16 protein-coding genes are annotated in these 21,361 nt (G+C 60.1%); 10 read left to right on the top strand and 6 right to left on the bottom strand.

The genetic code is table 11. The annotated features are described in order from the left end of the window. Nucleotides 1-64: 64 nt before the first annotated feature. Nucleotides 65-982, top strand: a complete 918-nt coding sequence (locus LOY68_RS15355; protein ID WP_265045619.1) for a LysR family transcriptional regulator — start codon at nt 65-67, stop codon at nt 980-982. Nucleotides 983-1,082: 100 nt separating this feature from the next. On the opposite strand, the gene LOY68_RS15350 is transcribed toward LOY68_RS15355, so the two are convergent. Beyond that, nucleotides 1,083-1,334 (bottom strand): hypothetical protein, encoded by a 252-nt coding sequence (locus LOY68_RS15350; RefSeq protein ID WP_054046380.1) that lies wholly within the window; start codon nt 1,332-1,334, stop codon nt 1,083-1,085. Between the two features lie 164 nt (nt 1,335-1,498). Here LOY68_RS15350 and LOY68_RS15345 point away from each other — a divergent pair, with 164 nt between their 5' ends. After that, nucleotides 1,499-1,816 carry a DUF883 family protein gene (locus tag LOY68_RS15345; RefSeq protein WP_054046382.1) on the top strand — a complete coding sequence of 106 codons (318 nt, stop codon included), beginning with the start codon at nt 1,499-1,501 and terminating at the stop codon, nt 1,814-1,816. A 124-nt stretch (nt 1,817-1,940) separates the two neighbouring features. On the opposite strand, the gene LOY68_RS15340 is transcribed toward LOY68_RS15345, so the two are convergent. Continuing rightward, nucleotides 1,941-2,972, bottom strand: coding sequence for an Ldh family oxidoreductase (locus tag LOY68_RS15340; protein ID WP_265045618.1), 1,032 nt, complete (start codon nt 2,970-2,972; stop codon nt 1,941-1,943). A gap of 202 nt (nt 2,973-3,174) precedes the next feature. On the opposite strand from LOY68_RS15340, the gene LOY68_RS15335 reads away from it, so the two are divergent. After that, nucleotides 3,175-7,956 (top strand): dermonecrotic toxin domain-containing protein, encoded by a 4,782-nt coding sequence (locus tag LOY68_RS15335; protein ID WP_265045617.1) that lies wholly within the window; start codon nt 3,175-3,177, stop codon nt 7,954-7,956. Between the two features lie 118 nt (nt 7,957-8,074). Here the strand turns inward: LOY68_RS15335 and LOY68_RS15330 are convergent, their stop codons facing one another. Continuing rightward, nucleotides 8,075-8,344 carry a PepSY domain-containing protein gene (locus LOY68_RS15330; protein ID WP_054046388.1) on the bottom strand — a complete coding sequence of 90 codons (270 nt, stop codon included), beginning with the start codon at nt 8,342-8,344 and terminating at the stop codon, nt 8,075-8,077. Between the two features lie 152 nt (nt 8,345-8,496). Between LOY68_RS15330 and LOY68_RS15325 the strand changes: the two genes are divergently transcribed. Next, complete coding sequence (locus tag LOY68_RS15325; protein WP_265045616.1) at nt 8,497-9,510, top strand: FecR family protein; 1,014 nt, start codon at nt 8,497-8,499, stop codon at nt 9,508-9,510. Nucleotides 9,511-9,570: 60 nt separating this feature from the next. Here the strand turns inward: LOY68_RS15325 and LOY68_RS15320 are convergent, their stop codons facing one another. After that, on the bottom strand, nt 9,571-11,904 hold the full coding sequence (locus tag LOY68_RS15320; RefSeq protein WP_265045615.1) for an acylase: 2,334 nt from the start codon (nt 11,902-11,904) through the stop codon (nt 9,571-9,573). 253 nt (nt 11,905-12,157) lie between these two features. Here LOY68_RS15320 and LOY68_RS15315 point away from each other — a divergent pair, with 253 nt between their 5' ends. Next, nucleotides 12,158-12,562: a fe2+ zn2+ uptake regulation protein gene (locus LOY68_RS15315; RefSeq protein WP_265045614.1), complete on the top strand. Its 405-nt coding sequence runs from the start codon at nt 12,158-12,160 to the stop codon at nt 12,560-12,562. On the opposite strand, the gene LOY68_RS15310 is transcribed toward LOY68_RS15315, so the two are convergent. Next, nucleotides 12,552-12,740: a hypothetical protein gene (locus LOY68_RS15310; protein WP_163909977.1), complete on the bottom strand. Its 189-nt coding sequence runs from the start codon at nt 12,738-12,740 to the stop codon at nt 12,552-12,554. The genes LOY68_RS15315 and LOY68_RS15310 overlap by 11 nt on opposite strands. A gap of 582 nt (nt 12,741-13,322) precedes the next feature. On the opposite strand from LOY68_RS15310, the gene LOY68_RS15305 reads away from it, so the two are divergent. From LOY68_RS15305 to LOY68_RS15285, 5 genes are read left to right on the top strand one after another with little or no spacing between them, the layout of a single operon-like run. Continuing rightward, nucleotides 13,323-14,546 (top strand): MFS transporter, encoded by a 1,224-nt coding sequence (locus LOY68_RS15305; protein WP_265045613.1) that lies wholly within the window; start codon nt 13,323-13,325, stop codon nt 14,544-14,546. A 21-nt stretch (nt 14,547-14,567) separates the two neighbouring features. Further along, complete coding sequence (locus tag LOY68_RS15300; RefSeq protein WP_265045612.1) at nt 14,568-15,698, top strand: acyl-protein synthase; 1,131 nt, start codon at nt 14,568-14,570, stop codon at nt 15,696-15,698. A gap of 1 nt (nt 15,699) precedes the next feature. Next, on the top strand, nt 15,700-18,129 hold the full coding sequence (locus LOY68_RS15295) for an acyl-CoA reductase (RefSeq protein ID WP_265045611.1): 2,430 nt from the start codon (nt 15,700-15,702) through the stop codon (nt 18,127-18,129). Beyond that, the gene (locus LOY68_RS15290; protein WP_265045610.1) at nt 18,126-19,415 is read left to right on the top strand and encodes a phenylacetate--CoA ligase family protein; all 1,290 of its coding nucleotides are present in this window, start codon (nt 18,126-18,128) and stop codon (nt 19,413-19,415) included. The genes LOY68_RS15295 and LOY68_RS15290 overlap by 4 nt, the downstream gene beginning before the upstream one ends. Continuing rightward, nucleotides 19,412-20,329, top strand: a complete 918-nt coding sequence (locus tag LOY68_RS15285; protein WP_265045609.1) for a GNAT family N-acetyltransferase — start codon at nt 19,412-19,414, stop codon at nt 20,327-20,329. Before LOY68_RS15290 ends, LOY68_RS15285 begins: the two co-directional genes overlap by 4 nt. On the opposite strand, the gene LOY68_RS15280 is transcribed toward LOY68_RS15285, so the two are convergent. Continuing rightward, entirely contained in the window at nt 20,318-21,244 is a 927-nt protein-coding gene (locus tag LOY68_RS15280) for a LysR family transcriptional regulator (protein ID WP_265045608.1), read from the bottom strand. The genes LOY68_RS15285 and LOY68_RS15280 overlap by 12 nt on opposite strands. Nucleotides 21,245-21,361 lie beyond the last annotated feature (117 nt).

Genomic DNA, 21,361 nt, shown 5'->3' with positions numbered 1-21,361 from the left:
GAGGTGTTGCTGATTTTCCGCCCACGCCGGATCATGAATAAAGCCCCGTTCGCTGCTGAATGATATGAGCACCATGAATATCGCCACCGTCGACCTCAATCTGCTCAAAGTCTTCGAAGCCTTGCATGAGGAGTCCAGTGCCAGCCGCGCGGCCCTGCGCCTGGGCGTTACGCAATCGGCGGTCAGCGCTGCGTTGCGGCGTTTGCGGGAGTTGTATGGTGATCAGTTGTTTGTGCGCACTGGCCGGGGTTTGGCGCCGACGCTCAGGGCCAACCAGTTGAAACCGGTGGTCAGCGATGCGCTGAATAAATGCCGGCAAAGCCTTGCGATGATCGATCCGGCGGCCCAGCACTTCGAGGGACGCTCGGTGACCGTGGGTCTGTCGGATGATTTCGAGATCGCCTACGGGCGGCGGCTGATCGAGGAAATCGCCCGCCGCGCACCGAAACTGCGACTGATTTTCCGCCAGACCCACAGCCAGATCGTCGCCCATGCGCTGCTGGATCGCAGTATCGATCTGGCCATTACCGCTGGGGGGTTTGCCGAGCGTTTGCTCAGCCGTCAGGTGTTGGGTGAAGGGGGTTATTTGTGTTTGGTGGACCCGCTCAGTCTGGCTGAGGGACAGCAAGACATCAGCCTGGACGAGTTCGTCGCGCGGGAACACATTCTGGTGTCGTCGGGTGGTTTTATCGGGATCACCGATGAGGGATTGGCGGCGCTGGGCCTGAGTCGGCGGGTGTGCGCCTCGACCACGCATTTTGCCGCGTTGCCGCATCTGCTCAAGGGCAGTCAGGCGGTGGCGACCATTCCGGCCCACGCCGCGCAAAGCATCGCGGCGCTCACTGGCCTGGCGCTGCTGCCCTGCCCGCTGGCGCTGCCGCGCTACCCGATCGAACTGGGCTGGCGCACCAGCACGCAACTCGATCCGGTGGTGTTGAAGGTGCGCGAAGCGATTGTCGCGAGCTTCGACGCGCCCCTGTAAACGACATGCCCTTGTAGGAGCGAGGCTTGCCCGCGAAGGCGTCCTCGAGATCGCTATCGCGGGCAAGCCTCGCTTCTACAGGGATTGGGGTTATCGGAAATTATTTGGCGGCCATCAAGCGATTAACTTCGCTGCGCACCATGTTGGCGTACTCGGGCGGCGACAGGAGGTCGAGCTCGGAGCGAACCCATTCGGCCCATTTGCCTTTGCGTTTGGCCCGTTCGCCGAACAACCGTGCGGCTTCGCCCTTGGACTTGCCCAGGTTGCTTTGCCAGAGGTCGAACAGACGGGATTTTTCGTCTTCAAGCGCAGCGCGCTCGGCAAGGGGTTTGTCGGCCAGATTGAAGCTCATGGGAAATACCTGCGGCGTAAATAGGCGACATCTTACACTGTAGGAGGATTTCTCCGACCCTGGATTTTTCTCCGGGGTTGAGTCTGCACGCAAATTCACTGCAACTTTTTCAATCGCCGCAGACTCCATTGTTCACTGCCCACTTACCCGCAAGGAGTTACTCAATGGCCCGCAAAACAGCCGTACAAACCGCCGCAGACCAAATCAAGGACCAGGCATTCAGTGAACTTCAGGCGCTGATCGAAGAATCCGACAAACTGCTCAAGAGCAGCGCGTCACTGGTCGGTGAAGAAGCCGATACGCTGCGTGGGCAAGTCGCCCAGAAGCTGCAACTGGCACTGGAATCCGTCACCAGTGTGCGCGAGCGCACCAAGCCTGCGGTCGATGCCACTGAATCCTACATCGGTGGCCATCCGTGGCAGACCGTAGCGATCTCCGCCGGTTTCGGCCTGGTGGTCGGGTTGCTGCTCGGTCGTCGCTAAACCTTTCGGTTAGCCACATCCCCCTGTGGGAGCGGGCTTGCTCGCGAAGGCGGCGTCACAGTCGACATTAATGTTGAATGTAATGCCCTCTTCGCGAGCAGGCTCGCTCCCACAGGTGCGCAATTCAGAGCCCAGCCAACTCCCGCAAATTCGCCAACACTTCCGGTTCCAACCGAATCCCCTCAGCCGCCGACTTGGCACGCTGATGATGCCGCCGATCCCCCGGCAAACGCTTGAGCCCAACCCCATGCATCTGCCGCACCAGTTCCTGGCTGCGCTCGGCGAAGCTTTGCCCGGCGGCCTTGTTCGGATCGATCACGATCAGCAATTGCCCGGTCCACGGCGTCTTGGCGCCTGGATGGTTCGACCAATCGAACTCGAAGGAGAAATTGCCGCCGGTCAACGCCGCTGCCAACAATTCCACCATCATCGACAACGCCGAACCCTTGTGCCCGCCAAACGGCAGCAACGCACCGCCTTCAAGAATCGCTTTCGGGTCCTGGGTCGGCTGGCCGAGGCTGTCCACGCCCATGCCCGGCGGCAAGCGCTCGCCCTTGCGCGCGGCGATCTGCACGTCGCCGTGGGCGATGGCACTGGTGGCCAGGTCGAAGACAATCGGCTCGCCGTCCGCCCGTGGCGCGGCGAAGGCAATCGGGTTGGTGCCGAACAGCGGACGGTCGGCGCCGTGCGGCACTACGCAGGTCATGCTGTTGACCACGCTCAACGCCACCAGGCCTTCATAGGCGAAGGGTTCGACATCCGGCCAGAGCGCGGCGAAGTGATGGGAGTTGCGGATCGCCAGCACGGCAATCCCGGCGCTGCGAGCCTTTTCCACCAGCAAGCCACGGGCAGCGGCGAGCGCTGGTTGAGCGAAACCGTTGGCGGCATCGACCCGGACAAACCCCGAGGCCACGTCCTCGACCACCGGCACGGCTTGACCATTGACCCAGCCGCTTTTCAGCGTCGACACATAACCGGGAATGCGGAACACACCGTGGCTGTGGGCACCGTCGCGCTCGGCACCGGCGCAATTGAGGGCCAGGGTCCGGGCAACGTCGGTGGAGGTGCCATGGCGCAGGAAGACGTGTTCGAGCAACACAACGAGTGAATCGAAATCAAGCGGTTCGGTGTTCGAACTGACGGGTGTTGCGGTCATCTGAGGCTCCAGTTTTATTATTGAGTTCGGGCTACAGGCTGAAATGGGGTTTTGCGGCGACCCGGTAATACATCGGCGATTAATCGCTGTTCTGGAGGGCTCCTGTCAAGCCTCGGCAACAGGATCGACTCAAGCAATATGTACCGCACCAAGGCTTCGTGCCGGCCTTACTGTTTTTCCTCAAACTGACCGAGGAAAAACCATGACAGCTCCCCCGCTCCCGTATTTTTTTGACGAGGCCGAAACGGCGGCCATCGCCCGGCAACCCGGCGATCGCGAAAAAGCCCTGAGCTTCAGCATCGATGACCTCAAGTGGCTGAAGGCGGTTTACCTGGCCACCGATACCGCCCGCCTGGCGCACACGCCCGGCATGCAAGTGCAACGAATATTGTTGACCCCGGACAGCGGAGCGGCGATCTCACTGGCCGGCGCTTTTTCCATGAGCCGGCCCAATGACGGCGAAGCCACGCTCTACACCCCTTGGAAAGGCCTGATCAAATATGCCGACATCAGTGACCTCAAAAGCACAATAAAGCGATGGCTTGGCGAAACGGCCGGCAAACGCGAGTTGCTGCGCTATCTGTCTATCGAGCAGCGTTGCACCGTCCTGGCCGCCAACAACCTGAGCGTTTCCACCCAATCGGTTGAGGGTGCAGTGTTCCAGGATCAGCAGACCGTGATCGAGCGCAATCAGCACCACAACATCACGACAATGCTGGCCGAACTGATCAAGTGCCCAACCCTGCGTAGCATGCTCGACGACGCACTAAAAAACGCGTTGATCCGGCACTTTCCCGGACTGGATCAGCGCCGTACTCGCCTGGACAGCTTTGCCGGCAATGCGCCTCAGCGACAACTGTCGTCACTGTCGCTGAGCGAAGCCGTGCTGCACTACTACCTCAACAACCAGTGGCCGGAGGGCGACACCCGGGTTTTCGTCCACCCGGCCCGTAACGCGAACATCGACGCCGACAATCTGGCGTGGGAAGTGGCGATCAAGGACATCGCGCAAAGCCTGACGCCGCATCTACGCAGCCTGCTCGACACCTTCTGGAACAGCCCCATGGGCAACGGCCTGGCTCGCTCGGAATTTTTCGCGCAAAGCCTCGGCGACACCTATTGCGTGGACCTCATGCTCAAACGCCAGCAAGGCATCCTGAGCAGCGAGGAATACCTGCGGTTGATGGACGTCACCCTGGCGGGCACCGACGATCTGCCCGCCTCGAACGATCCGGTGCGGATCGAGAAAGTTCAGATCACGGCGCCGCTCAAACACTACGTCGAACCGGCCTGCACCTTGATGATCGGCACCGACAAGGCCAACGCGTTCCTGTACACCCAGACCAGAGGGGTCGAAACCAGCGGCAACCTTGGCCAGATCAAGAACACCTTGCTGGGCATGATGAAAAGCGAGGGCCACGATGACAATCTGTTCAACTTCCTGGCCCTCGAAGAACGTGGCCTGTTTCTGTCCTTTGAGGAACAGCAACGGCTGATTGTCGGGGTACCAATTGCCGGCCCGGTGTTCGCACACTGGGTGGCGGACGTGATGGCCAAGCAGCGGCAGAACCTGTCCTACGCCTTGAGCCGTTACCGCGAAAGCGCCGGCGTGCTGGACCCGCATGCATTGCTCGACAACGCGCTAGACGTGCGCGCCTTGCTCGATAAACGGCTGCTGGCAGTCGACGCCCATGGCCGCTGGAGTACCCGCGCCGATCAGCGTTGGAGCGCGCAACCGGCCACCGTGCGTGCAGACTCGGCCAAACAACAGTTGGCGTTGCTGGCCAGCGTCGACAATTCACTGCGACAGCAACTGCAAATACACCCAGCCATTCCTGGTACCGTCACCACGCTTGCGCAGGCTGAAGACAGTGTTCGCGCTTCGCTTGAGCTGCTCAAACCCAAGTTCGCCCATACGCTGTCGACTGCGTTGCGCAGCGAACTAAAATTGCGAAGCTTGAGCCGTACGCTGGGCAGCGTGGAGCAAGCGATGGTGCAGACCGTCCTCGATACGCCGGTGCGCCTCAAGCGCGCTGCCCTGAACGGTTTCCTGCCGGATGTATTTAGCCTGGAGCTGAAGTCCGACGGCGCTGCCCCGTTGAAATTGGCCAGTTGTTTCGCGCTCACCGAACGGGGCGGCCTGGATCCTGAGCATTCCGGCAAAACCGTCCTGTGGACCCCGGCCCTGGGCTTTGAAACCTTTCCCTCACTGACACCGATGCGGGCCGAACTCAACCGCCGCCTGCTCAGTGATTTCGAGCGCCACGCTTTGCTGGAGAACCTGGAGCGTGACGAACGCGTCCCCGGCCGGGCCTTTACGCTTGCGCCGCTGCAACTGATTCAAGAAGATTTTCTTGAACACCTGCAAAAGTCTCATGTTCGACTGGATAAAACCTTCGTCGAGCGCGCACTGGCCTCGAACCTGCCCACCCAACATCGGGCAGACCTGCTGAATCTGACTGCATTGGCGGTGCCCAAGACCGGTCTGCAACAGGCGACGGATATTGCCCAGTCCCTGATCACCAGGCAAAAACTCCCGGCGTGGCTGGCCAACGCATCGCTGGAAGATCAGATCCTGCACACCGAACTGCTGGCGCAGTACCTGAACAACGTCACGGACGACAAGGACTACCTGAGTGGTATCCGCTCTCTGGAACGTACGGCGCATCATGAACTGTACAAACAACTCAAAGCCGACAAGCACGACATCGACCCGGACACCGTGGATATCCGCATCAGCGCCCGCGCAACGTCCGATGCGCGAACCCAGTCCTTGCCGACCTTTGCCTTGATCCACCTGCACAACCTGGACACGCTCAGCTTCAAACCGGCATCGCTGACCCAAAAGGCGCTGCCCGCCGGGCTCGATGAAACCTACATCAAGAACCTGATCCGCAACCTCAAGCCGGGGGAACATCAGCGCGTCGAGCTGACCCAGGCCTTCGCCCCATCCCATGCCGATGCCGCGACCCGCAGACAACGCTTTGCCGCGCAGTTGCCGTGGCAGCTACTGCATTACGCCCATACCGAGAAACTCCAGGAGCGCTTGAGCGCCACCGGGTTTGACCTGATCCGGCAAGTCATCGACATGCCCGATGCGATTGCCCGTGACGCGGTGGAAGGCAGCAACGCGATCATCCGCCCGCTGGAGCTGTCGGGCGCCAGCAATGAGTCGGCGATCAAAGCGCCCGGGGTCTATTTGATCGGGCCAAAAAAAGACGCGGACGGACCTCAGGTCCTGCTGGCGCCCTACAGCCCGGAACACGGGGTCAAGGAGTATCTAAGCGAAAGCACGCTGCTGACCGAACTGAAAACCGGCGGCGCACTGCAACGCTGGGTACTCAACAGCTTGTCCCCGGCAGACCGGGCCCGGTGCAAAACCCGGCTGGCCGCCACCGGCACGCCGGCCAGTCTGGCGTCCAGTCCAATCAAAGGGTCGCTGTTCAAGCAGTTGTTCAAAGACAACGCTGAGCTGCTGGCCCGGTTGCTGGGTTGTCAATCGGACACGAATGGGCAAAGCGAGTGGGCAACGATCAAACATGTGTTGGGCGAAGACCTGGATCAGGCGTTGACCTTCGTTTCCGGCAAGTTGGCCTACCCGATCACCGTGTGGCGAAGTTATCGCGACGTCAAGGCGTCAGCTGACGACCTGCAACAACACAAATGGGCAGCGGCGCTGCAAGCCTTTATCCGCGGCATGGCGCAACTGGCGACGTTGCGCGAATCGATGGACACTCGCGAGCCTTCGACGCCCGACGCCGACACCGCCACAACCAGTGAACGGATCGACATTACCGCCCCCGCACGCACACGCTTGCAGCGTCACGAAAGCACTGACGCCGACCTCGGCACCCTGACGCTGGACAGCAAATCAGGGCTCTACTCGGACGCGACAAACAAGCAGCATTACGCGCCGATCGACGGCAAGGTGTACCCGATCAAGAAGCGCGGCAAGCGCTGGATCATCCGCAGCGACAAGGGCGACGGACCTTATGCGACGCAGAATGCTTCGAAACACTGGATGCTGGACGTGGAGCCTCAGGCGCAGCGCTATAACCTGCTCCGGCGCTTGAAGACTTGGGACACGGTCAATTACGGAATGAATGTCCAGGCCGACGGCATGACTGAGATCCGCCAGCTATTTCCGGTCCGGGCCAGACTGATCGATGAAGGGCTCGACCTGGCGACCACCTACGCCTGGAACAGCTTTCGCAATCTGCAGTTGTTGAAAACCTCACCCACGCGAACGACACCGGTCAATTTAGTGATCCGGGAATTTATGGATGTACCTGAAGTGCTGCCCGAGCACGTGACGATGATTGAAAAAGTCGTGCTGGAAATCCTCGGGGCGTTACTCGATCCGACGCTCAGGCAAGAGAAATCCACGCGATTTGTGATCGGCAGGGCCAAGGAGGATCCGGAAAACGTCTTCGCGTTTGCGATCCCGTCCGATCATCGAAACACGATTTACCTTGCGGAGAAGTTCTTTTTCCCCAAATTCGATTTCTACCGCAATTACCTGAAAGACGCCTCGTTCCCGATCAGTGCCCACGCCCGGGCAGCGACGTTGATCCATGAGCTGTCGCACATGATCTGCAAGACCGAGGACATTGCATACCTGGACGCGCCGAGGCCCTTTGTCGACCTGATCGAAACCACCTCCCTGCGCGCGATAGAACTCAGGACCGCACTGGAGACTCTTCAGAACAAGGCACTGTCGAGCCGAACGCCACTCACGGAATTGTTCACGGTGTTCAATTCCGAAGACGATATCTGGGAAGATTTTGGCGACACGACGTTCGAACTCACTGACCGGCGCCTGAAACACGTATTGAGATTGACCGGTAAAAACACCCTGGACGAAGCCAGGGTAATTTTCATGAGCAATGCAACGGTGAGGCTGGCGGTGCAGTTGGGTAATGCTGACTCGGTATCGTGGCTGATCTGCCAACTGGGGCGCCAGCTCTACACCCGTACACCCTGAAAGCCCGAACGATTCTATTGTGGGAGCGGGCTTGCTCGCGAAAGCGGTGGATCAGTCAGTATCAATATTGACTGTGCCACCGTCTTCGCGAGCAAACCCGCTCCCCCAGAGATCGTCTTCAGTCCTTCTGATCGCGCAGGATATTCCCCGAAGCGCCGTCGATGCGGAACTCATAGACCACACCATCAGCCTTGCGGCCCTCGCCCTTCCAATAACCGTTGTTGTCGGCTTCTACTTCATAGACCTCGACATAACCTGCCTTGGTCTTCGCCGTTTCAATGGCCTTCTCGATCGAGATCCAGCCAGCCCCCGGACGATCAGCCATGGCTGCGCCAGCGCTCAACAACGTTGCAGCGGCAATGACGGCAGCAAAGGTTTTCTTGATCATTTTTTCACTCCATTTGTGGATACTGTGCATTGAGGTCCTATTTTTAGGGCCTTGCGGGGAAAAATAAGTTCCACTTTGATGGGTAATTGCCATGACGGATGTTCTCGATACGTTGCCCTCAAGGTTAGAATGCAGCAAATCAGGATGAGTCAATGACCGAACACACCTTCTCGGAAGCCGAATACGACGCCGTCACCGATGCCGCTGCGCACTGGTGCATGCGTCTGCACGCCATCGACTGCACAGCCGAAGAGCGCCAGGCGTTCGAGCAATGGCGTGATGCGCATCCGCTGCATGCATTCGAATACGAAGCCATGCTGGAGATCTGGGACGTTGCCGGCGATTTGCCGCGTCCAGAGTCCGCCGCCCCGCCTCTGCACGTGCCCCTGCCCAGCAAGCCCTCGACATCCTGGCGCACCTTCGGCCTCAGCGCCGCAGTCTGTGCCCTGGCGCTGCCGCTGGCGGCTTACACCGGATGGAATCTTGGTTGGCTGCCCAACTCCTATCAGCATTTTGAATCCACTGACAACGTGCGCCAGGTCACCCTGAGCGACGGCAGCCAGGTGGAACTGAACCTGAGCAGTGAGCTGACCTTCAGCAACTACAAGGATGAACGCCGGGTCACGCTGAAAAAAGGTGAAGCCTTCTTCAGCGTCAGCCACGACATGAAACACCCCTTCATCGTCAAGGCAGCCGAAGGCCGGATTCGGGTGACCGGAACCAAGTTCAACGTCTGGCTGTATGAAGACCAGGTGCGTGTGAACCTGATTGAAGGCTCGGTGCTGGTGACCAGCAACGACACGCTGAACGGCGACGGGTTGCGCCTTGGGCCGTCGATGCAGGCGCGTTTCCGCCACGGTGACTTTATGCCGCAGATCAGTGAAACCTACGCCAACGACAGCTCCCTGGCGTGGCGCAGCGGCAAACTGGTGCTCGATGACCTGCCGCTGAGCGAGGCATTGCCACTGATCAATCGCTACTTGGCCAAACCTGTGATGGTTGCCGATAAAAGCACCGCTTCGATCCGCCTCGGCGGCATCTACAACATCAAGGAAATCAACAATCTGGTGGCGACCCTGCCCCGGGTGTTGCCGGTGTACCTGACTCGCAACGAGAACGGCAACCCGGTGCTCAATGCAATTCCCAGGCAAACGCCAAAAAGCTGAAGGCCGCTACCCCTGAGGGGTGCGGCCTTCATGTTTGCTGCAGATAGATAGAGCGGCGTTTTACTGCGTCGCCACCTTCTCGGCTTTCTCATCCGACTCGCGAATGGTCTGCACCTGATACTGCGGATCAGCCTTGATCTGCTGCTCGGTGAACGGCAACACACTCAATTGTTTCTTCGAGAAGGCCAGCGTCTGGTCCCGAGCGTACTTCGACGCCGGATCACTGGACAACGAAAACGCCAGCAAGCCTTGGGCGTGCGGACCTTTTTCATCGAAGGTCACGATTTGCAGGTAGCTGGTGCCGCTGACCACTTCCAGCTTGCCGTCGGTTCTCGGCACGCTCTGGATCGCGTTGTAGATCCCCAGCGGGCCCGGTCCTCCGTGGATCGACGTTTGTTGCCCGCCGCTGCTCACCACTTGAATATCGCCCCAGCGAGTGTCCGGCGTGAGCCCCATTTTCGTGGTCAATTCAGCTGACGCGAGCATCGCTTCGCGTATCGCTTTGGCGACTTCCGGCCGCTCGAACGCCAGCCCGCTCGGAGTGTGTTGCGCATCTTTCGGATCGAAAGCCACGCGCCAGATGTCCGGCGATTGTTGCAACGTCTGCATGACATTCTGGAAGTGCACCAGGCCCGGACCACTGTCCAGATTCGCCCGGCCATCCCAGGCTTTCAGGCTGGCACACACCGATGCCTGCGCGGCTGCATCGGCACTGCAGAATTTCAGCAAGTCCGGCAACACCTGCGCCGCCAGATACACCTGATCATCCATCACCATGTGTTGCAGGTCCGCGGCGGCCAGCTTCCCGGTCTTGGCCAGCGCACCCAGGCGATCCAGCGCAAATCGCGAACGCAGGCCCAGCGGCTGGCTGTCCTGACTGATCAATGGCGAGAAACCGGTCAGCGGTTGCGCCGGGTTGGCCAGCCACGCGGAATCGTTGGAGTGCTGCACAAAATCTTTGCGCAGTAATTGCGGCAACTGGTCCGCCGCATAAATGCCCTTTTGCGCGGCGTTCGGATCGATGTCCCAGGCGCAGGCACTGTTGGAGCCGTCGAGCACGATCATCTTCAGCCCGATCCGCGGATCGCTGCACTTGGCGAGCTTGTCGGCATTCACATTCGGCACCACCGACAGGTTCATGTAGAGCGTCTGCCCCTGATCGTCCGCCGCCAGGGTGTTGACCCACGGAATGCCCTGGATCTTGTGCACCGATGCCTGCAAATCCTTGAGGCTGGTGGCGCGGTTCATCGCGTACCACTGCTGCAAGACGCGGTCGTTTTCCAGGTTGGCATCGCGCAGGCTATAGGCGAACTGATTGTCCCAGTCGAGCTTGCCGGGCCATTGCACGATCGGGCCGAACACCGAGCTGTAGACCACGTGGGAAACCGGTTTGACATGGCCATCCGGCTGTTTCACCTGCACCGTCAGAGTCTGTTTATCCAGCGGCAACGACTTGCCATCGAGCAGGTAGCGGGTCGGATCCTTCGGGTCCAGTTGCAGGCGATACAAAGTGAAATGCTTGGACGAATCCACCGTGTGGGTCCAGGCCAGGTGCTGGTTGAAACCGATGTTGATCATCGGCAGGCCAGGCAACGCGGCGCCCATCACATCCAGCTTGCCGGGAATCGTCAGGTGCATCTGGTAGAAGCGCATCCCGCCAACCCAAGGGAAATGCGGGTTGGCCAGGAGCATGCCGCGACCATTGAACGAACGCTCGCTGCCGATGGCCACCGCGTTGCTGCCACGGTCCAGCGCGAAACGCTGCTGACGTTCGGCGGCAAGCTGGAACGACTGCGCGCCGCCCACCGCTTGAGCGACCGCAGCCGGTGGCGTAGCGCCGGCCAAGGCTTCGGCAAACTGCCCGACTCCGCCTTCTACCAACAGGCGTCGCGTGAGTTTCACCAGGTCCTCGGCGGCAATCGGGCGCACCCAGTCGCCCTGGCACTGCGCCGGCAAACCCTGCGCCTGAAGTTCGGCCAGCGAGCGGTTGTAGCCCGCTACGTAACCGTCAATCAGATCGCGCACCTCCGGGGTTTGCGCCTGCCAGAAACCGGCCACCGCTTGTGGGGTATTCAGCCAGTTGAAAAACAGGTCGCTGGCCGGGTTCGCACGTTCTTCGAGGGTGAATTGATCCGGGCCGAAATACCGCGAACGCTCGCCGTTGACGGTGACGATCTCGTTGGCCATCAAGCACAGGTTGTCCTGGGCGTAGGCGTAGCCGATGCCGTAACCGAGTCCACGCTCGTTCTCTGCACGAATGTGCGGCACGCCGAAACTGGTGCGGCGAATGTCCACGGACGAAGGTTCCGGCGCACTGCGCGCGCTCGCCGCAACACTCAGCCCCAGCAAAACACCTGCAAGACTCAACCGGGTTAACTGCCTGCTAATAATCACGCTCGCTCCTGATGGACATGGCCTGGAAAAATCACACCCGCGTTCTACACGGAATGTGCCTGTCCTCAGGAACGAATAAATCATCAGCAAATTTAGGCGGCGCAACGGTTTGCCGATGCCGAATCACATGGCGATCACATGCCGTCGACAAATTTTCTACATCAAAGCCTTCATGATTTGTCGTGCTCGTTCGTCTTAATGATTGAGAGCACCATCACCCTTTCCTGATCAGGCTCTGAAAAGGAGTTTTTGAATGTACAACTCGCAACTGCCAACGGACGGTAGCCATGCGCCAAAAGGTATTTCCATGAGCCAGGGCGCAGGGATCTTCGAACAACGGGCCGAGCGCCACGGAAACGAACGAATCAGAGTACTGCTCAAGAGCTTTGGCCTGCGCACCAGCCTGATTCGCCTGAAAGTCATCGACGCCTTGCTGAGCGCCGCCGAAAGCGAGCGCAACCTGGGTGTGCGCGGCGTGCACACGTATTTGCTGGACCTGGATATTCCCCTGTCCTTCCTGAGTGTGCGCGAAGTGTTGAAGCGGTTATGCAGTGAGGGCGTGATCACGCTCAATCCAGACAAAAGCTACAGCCTGCATCCGCAGGCTATTGCCATTCTCTACAGCGAGTCAGTCTCGGGCGCGTCGCTCAAGGCTTGACCTTGCGGCGCATCACGCCGTTGACGACCACGACGATCACGGCGACGCCAATGGCGATGTACTGAAACAGCTTCTCGCTGATGATCCCTGCGTTTTGCAGATACGAAAGGCCGAACATGATCCCCAGGACCAGCAGGGAGATCAGAATCGAGTATTTCAAACGTTGCGACTGGGTCATTGCGGGTTCCTGAATCTTGAAATGTATCCGGTTTGTATCCGTTTGCATGCCAAGCCCCTACCTTCGGGCGGGGATAAACGCCGGCAAACGCAGTCTCATGTTACAGCCGATGAAGAGTTTTGGCTTCATTGCGGCGATAACCATGAGGATTTTGAAATGCTCCGTCGAATCACACTGCTGATTCCCCTGATCGCTCTGCTTTCCTTGAGCGGCTGTATCATTTTCCCCCACGGCGGCTGGCACGGTGACCACCATTACGATCGTGGCGGACCGGGTTATTACCAACATCGGTAGTCCCGACTGTTAAATCCCGTGTAAGACAAAACAACCTTTTTGATTAAACCTGAACAAATGCCCGCCTTGTCGCGGGCATTTTTCGTACAGCGGATTGTTCGCACTTTTGTAAGTTTGGATCCACATTGCCTTGGATTTTTCGCCGGTCCCGGCCACTTGCAATACGTGGCAAACCATTGAAACCCCCCGTTTCAATCGCTTTATAGAGCGCCGCTCCCTTGATGATTAGTCTTTCGGTACACCGTTACAGGAGCTCCCTCCTCAAACTTTAAGTATCGACAGGAAGTCATGCCGACATCATCCATCACTATCCGCCCTCTCCATTTAACCGGTTTTTGTTTGGCCATCGCGGCCTTCGAACTCCTGACCTATATGGCCAGCGACTTGATCATGCCCGCCATGTTGGGCGTGACCGAGCAACTTGAGGCCAGTCCCGGGCATGTCCCGTATGCCTTCACGCTGTATTTGACTGGCGGTGTCCTGCTGCAATGGCTGGTCGGTCCGTTATCCGATCACTATGGGCGCCGTCCGCTGCTGCTCATGGGTAGCGGGCTATTCGCCTTGGCGTGCGGCGCGGCGTATTGGGTGCAGGGCATTGAGGTGTTCAATGGCTTGCGATTGATCCAGGGCACGGGCCTGGGCTTTGTCATCGCGGTCAGTTATCCCGCCTTGCAAGAGGCGTTCTGCGAGGCCGATGCCGTGCGGATCATGGCGTGGCTGGGGAACATCGCCCTGCTGTCTCCACTGTTCGGTCCCTTGCTGGGCAGCCTGCTATTGCAGTGGTTGTCGTGGCGCGAAATGTTCCTTGCATTGGGGATCGCCGCCCTCGCCGTCTGGCTGGCTTTGTATTCGTTCATGCCGCACAGCCACAGTGCCCAAAGCATCGCCGAACCCTTCGACTTGCGCGCCACCCTGCGCCGCTACGGCCTGTTGTTGCGCAACCGGCCGTTCGTGCTCTCATCCCTCGCCCTGGGGTTGATGAGCTTGCCGTTGATTGCCTGGATTGGCCTCTCGCCACTGCTGTTGATCCACGGCCAAGGCATGTCGTCGCTGCAATACGGGCTCTGGCAGATCCCGGTATTCGGCGCAGTGATTCTCGGCAATCTGCTGCTCGACCGATTGATTGCCAGGGTGGCGCTGGCGCAGTTGATTCGCTATGGGCTGTGGCCATTTTGCGCGGGTCTCGTTGCCCTGCTGATCGTCGGCTTGCAGGGCGTGTCAACGGATTGGTTGGTCAGCTGTCTGGCGCTCTACGCCGTAGGCCTGGGCATGAGCAATGCCGCGCTGTACCGGTTGGCGCTGTTTTCCAGCGCGGACAGCAAAGGACTGGTATCGGCCATGATCGGCATGATTTCAATTTCGATCATGGGCGGCGCCGGGTCGGTGATCGCGGCGCTCGGAGGCGGCGACAGCCTTGAGTCGTTCGCCATCATCGCCAGTATCGCCGGGCTGGCCTGCCTCGTGCCGCTACAACCTTTCCTGCGACGCTGCCCTCTCACGGCCGCCGCCTGATCAAATCAAAAAGGACTTTTGATGATTCACCTTCCCTACACCGACGCACTGTGTGCGCTGGCGCAGCCTTACGAGCAGGATTCGGTACCACCGGGGCTGTTCGACCGCGCGATGGCTGAAGTCAGCCTGTTTCATTACCACCACACCCCCGGCTACGAACGCTGGCTGAGCGGCCATGGCCTGGATGAAAAGGCCCTTGATGAGCTGAATGACTGGTCGCAACTGCCGCCGATCTTCGCCAATTTTTTCAAGCAGCAACTGCTGTTGAGCCCGAGCGGTGAAGACGCGCTGGAGCTGACTTCGTCCGGCACCAGCGGCCAGAAAAGCCGCATGCGTTACGACGCTCGCAGCATGGCCGCCGCCCAAGGCATGGTCACGCGGATTTTCCAGCACTATGGCTGGGACACCCCGGACACGCCGTGCAACTACCTGTTGCTGAGCTACGAACCTGAACCCGACAACCGTCTGGGCACCTCTTACACCGATCAGTTTCTGTGCCGTTATGCGCCGGTCAATCAGATCGTCCATGGCCTGCGTCGCACCGGCACCGGCCATGAATTCGATCAGTTCGGCGTGATCCGTGCCTTGCAGGCGTTCGCCGAACAACAACTTCCCGTGCGCATTTTCGGCTTTCCGGCCTTCCTGTGGCAGGCGTTGCAACGCATGCAGGCGACGGGCATTGCGCCGCTCAAATTACCGGCGGAGTCATTGGTGTTTCTCGGCGGCGGCTGGAAAAACCATGCTGCGCAGGAGATTCCCCGGACTCACCTGTATGAGCGGATCGAGCAGCAGTTGGGCATCGATCCGGCCCGCTGTCGCGACGGCTACGGCGCGGTCGAGCACTCGGTGCCCTATATCGAGTGTGCCCATCATCATTTTCATGTACCGGTTTACTCGAGGGTTTTCGTGCGCAATCCATCTGACTTCAGCGTCCAGCCCTACGGCCAACCCGGCCTGTTGGGCTTCGTATCGCCCTATATTTCGTCGAGCCCGGCGCATGCCGTAGTGATGAGCGACCTGGCCACGCTTTACCCCGGCGCGACATGCGGCTGTGGCCTGTCCAGTGACTGGTTCCAGTTGCACGGGCGCGCCGGCACCAGCGTCGGGCGCAGTTGCGCGATGGCTGCGGCCGAATTGATCGGGAGGGTTTGAAATGTTCCTGATCAATGGCCAATTGCATGCCGGACTTTCCCTCGATAGCGCTCTGGACACCCTGCACCAGGCGTTGCCGCGATTGCTGATGACGCCCATCGACAGCGACACCGTCGTGGCCGCCGCCGCTCGCTTTGCCGAGCAATTGCAAGCGGACGAATTAGGCGTGGGCCTGGAAGAGGAGCAACGCTTGGGGCTGATCGATTTCTGCCAGCCTGGGCACCTGACCGACAAACTGGAGCGCGAACTGGGTGTGCAGGCGCGCTCACTGAGGCGCATCGATTACCGGCAACCGCGCTTCGAGAGTTGGCACCCGTTGGGGCTGGTGGTGCACATCACGCCAGGCAATGCTCCGATGTTGGCGTTTTGTGCGGTCCTGGAAAGCCTGTTGGCCGGCAACATCAATTGGCTGCGCCCCAGTTCCAGCGACCAAGGGCAAACAGCGCGCCTGCTGCACGCCCTCGCCCAGTGCGACAGCAGCGGCAGGCTGGCGGACTTTATCGCGGTGTTGCCCTTGGACACCGCACACATCGGACGTCTCTGCACCCGTGCCGACGGCGTCGCAGCGTGGGGCGGCGAAACCGCGCTCAAGGCCATCCGCCAGCAACTGCCCGGCGGCTGTCGCTGGATCGACTGGGGGCATCGGATCAGCTTCGCTTACCTGAGTCCCGAGGCTGCACAGCCGTCGACACTCGATACCTTGGTCGATGAAGTCTGTCGCCTGGATCAACAAGCGTGTTCCAGTCCGCAATGGGTGCTGGTGGACAGCGATGACCCGGCCGTTCTGCGGGATCTGGGTGCGCGCCTGGCCGAGGCGTTCAAGCGCCGCAGCGCGCAGTGGCCGGCGCTGGTGCCCACGGATCAAGAAGCCTCGGAAATCACCACTCGCTGCGCGATGGCCAAACTGGAGCAATGTTTTGCCGGGCAAACCGGTGAGGTCTGGAGCGGAGCCGGATGGCGAGTGATCTGGGAACATCACCGAACCCTCGCGCCTTCACCGCTGTTTCGCACGTTGGTGCTCAAACCGGTGCCGCAGCCGCTGATTGCCGAAACCCTGCTGCCCTGGCGCACGGTCCTGCAAAGCTGTGCCTTGATCTGCCCACCAGCGCAAACCCCGGCGCTGGTACGCAGCCTGATCAATGCCGGCGTCACGCGCATTGCGCCTGCCGGGTCGATCCATGATGGCTACGCCGGTGAGCCTCACGATGGCGTCTATGCGCTGACACGCTTGAGTCGCCGGCTGTCGGTGAGCCTGTCCGCTGGCGTGCTGAGCAGCCATGCCAGCCTTGATGCACTGCCCGCTGCCCCGGACATTAGCGGTCTTGCGATCATGGACAAAACCGCGTTCCAGGCCCAGCCCATCGACCGCACGGCGCAGTTGTACTTCCGTTCTGGAGGCAGCGGTGGCACCCCGGCGCTGGCCGGTTTCAGCTACCGCGACTTCCATCGGCAAATGCGCGCAGCGGCTGACGGGCTGTTCGCTGCCGGGCTGGATCCGTCGCAGGACCGGGTGATGAACCTGTTCTACGGCGGCAACCTTTACGGCGGCTTTTCGAGTTTTTCCTGGATCCTGCAACAGATGGGCGCCACGCATTTCCCCATGGGCGCCCCCCATGACGATGACTTCAGCGAAATCGCGCAAATAATTGTGCAGCAACGGGTCAGCGTGTTGATCGGCATGCCGAGCACCCTGCATCGTCTGTTCCTCTCTGAGCAAACGACCCTGCGCGGGTATGCAGGCATTCGCAAAGTGTTTCTCGGTGGCGAGCATCCGGGATTGGCCAGCCGCCAATTGATGGCAAGTTGCGGCGTCTCGACGATCCGCTCGGCGATTTACGGCTCCGTCGACGCCGGCCCCTTGGGCCACGCTTGCGCCGCGACCGGCGATGGCATCTTTCATTTGATGTGCGATACCCAGCATCTGGAAATCGTCGATCTGGAACAGGACGCGCCGGTCCGCAATGACCAGGTCGGGCGCCTGTTGTTCACCTCACGGGCCCGCCAGGGTCAGAGCGTCCGCCGCTACGAAGTGGGCGACACCGGGCGCTGGGTGATCGGGCCATGTCCGTGTGGATTGAGTTCGCCACGCTTCCAATTGCTGGAGCGCCATGGGCAATGGCTGCGGATTGGCACCCAGTTCATCTCCCCTTCGCAACTGGCTCAATACGCAGGCGTGCCTGTTCAGATAGTGCTCGACTACGCAGCCAACGGGGTCGAACGCCTGGTGGTACGCGCCGAGGCCGACGCTGATCACGTTCACCAGCAATTGCTTTGCGATGCAACACTTAAAAATGTCGTGGACGCCACACTGCTGGTGCTGGAAGTGAGGACCTGCGCCGCGACTCAATTCGAGCGCAACAAACACAGCGGCAAGATGCCATTGGTGATCGACCGCCGACAACGCCCAATAACGGAAAAGGAATTCCAATGAACGAGCTGCTTACGCTGGAGCAACTGGTGCAATACCTGCGCGAACACTCGCGTTTTTATAAAAAGCACCTTGAACACTTGCCGCTGCAGGGATTTACCTCGGGCGATATCCCCTTGATCGACGGCAACACCTATTGGGCCGGCAGCCACGACCTGGCGCAGTGGCCCGTTCTTACGGCCCCGGTCGACGATGCGCTGTTGTTTAAAACCGGGGGCACCACCAGCCAGGGCAAACTGGCGGTCTACACCCACGCGGAATGGCAAACCCTGGTCACGGCATTTGGCAAAAGCCTCTCCTCGCAACTGAACGGCGGTGACCGGGTGGCCAATCTGTTTTTCTCCGGCGACCTGTGCGCCAGCTTTCTGTTTATCCACGACTCTCTCGCCCACGTCAGCGTCCCGATCAGCGAATTCCCCTTCACCGGCAACGCTGATTTTTCCGGATTGGCGGCGGCGATTCGCGACCATCGAATCAATGTGCTGGCAGGCATCCCGGCGCAGTTGCTGAAGTTCGCGGCTTACCTGACCGAGCACAACCAGGTGTTGCTCGGCGTCGACACGCTGCTGTATGGCGGGGAAAGCGTATTTGCCGGGCAACTGACGATCTTCGCCCGAGTCTTTCCCAATGCCCGCGTGACTTCCATCGGCTATGCCAGCGTTGACGCCGGATTGATCGGCGGCAGTGATCGTGACTGTGCACTGGGCGAACATCGGGTATTCGACCAGCACACATTGCTCGAAATCATCGACGAACACAGCGGCGAGATCATCGAAGAATGCGACCGTGTGGGCCTGTTGGTGGTGACCAATCTGAGTCGTCGCCTGATGCCGTTGTTACGCTACCCAGTGGGCGATCGCGCTTGCTGGCTCGAACCCGTCGCCAGCCCCAGGCGCAAGTTCGTCCTCAGAGGCCGCAGCGCCCATAGCCAGCGAGTGCGGGTCGGCGTTATGTCATTGCAGACGGACGAAATACACGGAATTGTCCAGCAGGTCACCGGCAGTGATCAGTGGCAAATACGCATTGAACAGGTGGAGTACATCGACCAATTGAGCGTGAACTGGGTGCCCGACACCGGTGCCCTGGCCATCGAGCACATGAGTGCTGCGCTGCACGATGCACTGGTCGCCCACTATCCCGCCATCAGCACTTTGAGCCAAGACGGCTTGCTGGTTTTCCAAGTCACAACGTGTGCCGCCACCGAACTCCCGTTGCATCCGCGCTCGGGCAAACAACTGCGGGTCCTGGACTTGTGGGTATACACGTCCGCGTCGCAGGTCGGGCCATGATTTTCCGCCCCTTCAGGGCCGCCGACGCCCAGGCTCTCAGTCAGCTGTTTCGTCTGGTCTATGGCGATCATTACGTGCAGCCGGACGTTTATCTGCCGAAGCTGATCACCCAGCACAACGCCGACGGTCGCTGGCAATCCATGCTCGCGCTGCAAGGTTCACAGGTGGTCGGCCACGCGGCGTTGTGCCGCGACAGGCTTCCGACCGCCAGCGCCGAACTGGCCCTCAGCGTGGTGCACCCGGCGGCCCGTGGCCAGAGCATCGCCACCCGCCTGGGCCGTGAGGTGCTGGAACATGCCGGGACTGTCGCGGGTCGCTGCGTGCTGATCAAGCAAGTCACCCATCACCCATACACCCAGCGCATGGCGCAAACCCTGGGGTTCCATTGCACTGGATTGCTCCCCGACTACGTGCCGTCGCCTTTCGCCGGGGCATCGGCGGAAAGCATCGTGGTCGGTGTGCATCCACTCGACGGCCATGCTTGCCCACTTCCGGACATTGCCTGGCCGGACAGCTGCCGTGGGTTCATGCAGCATCTGGGTTCGGTGTTTGGCAGCGGCAAGAGCGTGGCGGTTTACCCGGCTCAGCCCCTGCACATGCAACAGCATCAGCAGAGGATCGATGTGGTCATTGAGCGGTTGGACAAACGCTTGCTCGATCAACTGATTCAACTGCCGGCGGCCTGGCTGATTTCCCTCAGGCTGGCCCTGTCACCGGGCTTTGCCGAGGACTGTCAGCGTTTGAGCATCAAGGATTTTGTGTTCACTGGGGTGATGCCCGCACCCGATCAAGGGCGATGGTTCGCCTTGTTCCATCGCGGCGCCCGGGCGCGGGATTTGCAAATGCACTGCCCGCACATGCAACGACTGCATGACCACTTGCAAGGAGCCGAGGCCGATCAGTCAGCCGCTTGAGTCACTTCGATAAAACTGCTGGCCCGGTTGCGCACAGAGTTCAACCAGCCAATCAACGAATACCCGCACCCGCCGGGATAACTGGCGGTGCGGCGGATACAGCGCAGTCAGCGGCATGCCCGGCGGCGGCGCGTCTTTAAGAACCTCGCACAGACGCCCTTCGCTCAATTGTCGGGCAACGTGATAGTACGGCGCCTGGACCAGACCATAACCGGCCTCACACGCGGCCATGTAGCCGTCGGCGCTGTTGACCGAGACCTGTCTGGGCATATTGACTGCTTGCACCTGCCCGTCCACCACAAACTCAAGCCCGAAGCGCGTGCCGGTGGTCGCGGAGAAATACTCCACCATCTGATGGCCGTGCAGGTCCGATGGGCACTCGGGCACGCCATGACGCTGCAAGTATTCAGGGCTGGCGCAGGTCACCTGATCGAGCATGACCAGTGGGCGCGCCACCAGAGAGTCATCCAGCGGCGAGCCACCGCGCAACACGCAATCCACGCCTTCGCGAATCAGGTCAATCGTGCGGTCGTTCAAGCTGATCTCCAATTCGATCTGCGGATACCGGGCGGTAAATTGCGGCAATGCCGGAATCACGATCAGCCGCCCGATTCCCGCCGGCATGTCGATCCGCAGCAAGCCCTTGGGATTGTGTCGGGCGGCAGAAAATACCGCTTCGGTTTCCTCGAGGTCCGCAAGTAATTGCACACAACGAGGATAATAGGCCGCGCCATCCAGGGTCAGGCTGATGTGCCGGGTGGTGCGCTGCAACAGTTGCACCCCAAGATGAGCCTCGAGTTGCTTGATCAGAATGGTCACCGAGGCGCGGGGCATTTGCAGGCTGTCCGCTGCCTTGGCGAAGCCGCCCAGCTCGACGATCCGGGTAAATACGCGCATGGCGTTGAGACGGTCCATGGTTCTGCCGTACCTGCCGATTATTTAGAAATCATGAATAGTGATAGCAGTTTTAGCCGGTTTATCTTGTTTCTGTCGAGGGGAACAATGGCGACTCACATCTTCAAGGAGCTGAAC

It is taken from the genome of Pseudomonas sp. B21-053 (assembly GCF_026016365.1).
GTDB classification, from domain to species: Bacteria; Pseudomonadota; Gammaproteobacteria; order Pseudomonadales; family Pseudomonadaceae; genus Aquipseudomonas; species Aquipseudomonas nunensis.
Note: the sequence above shows the minus strand (reverse complement) of the source record. Positions and strands in the feature narration are given on the sequence as shown.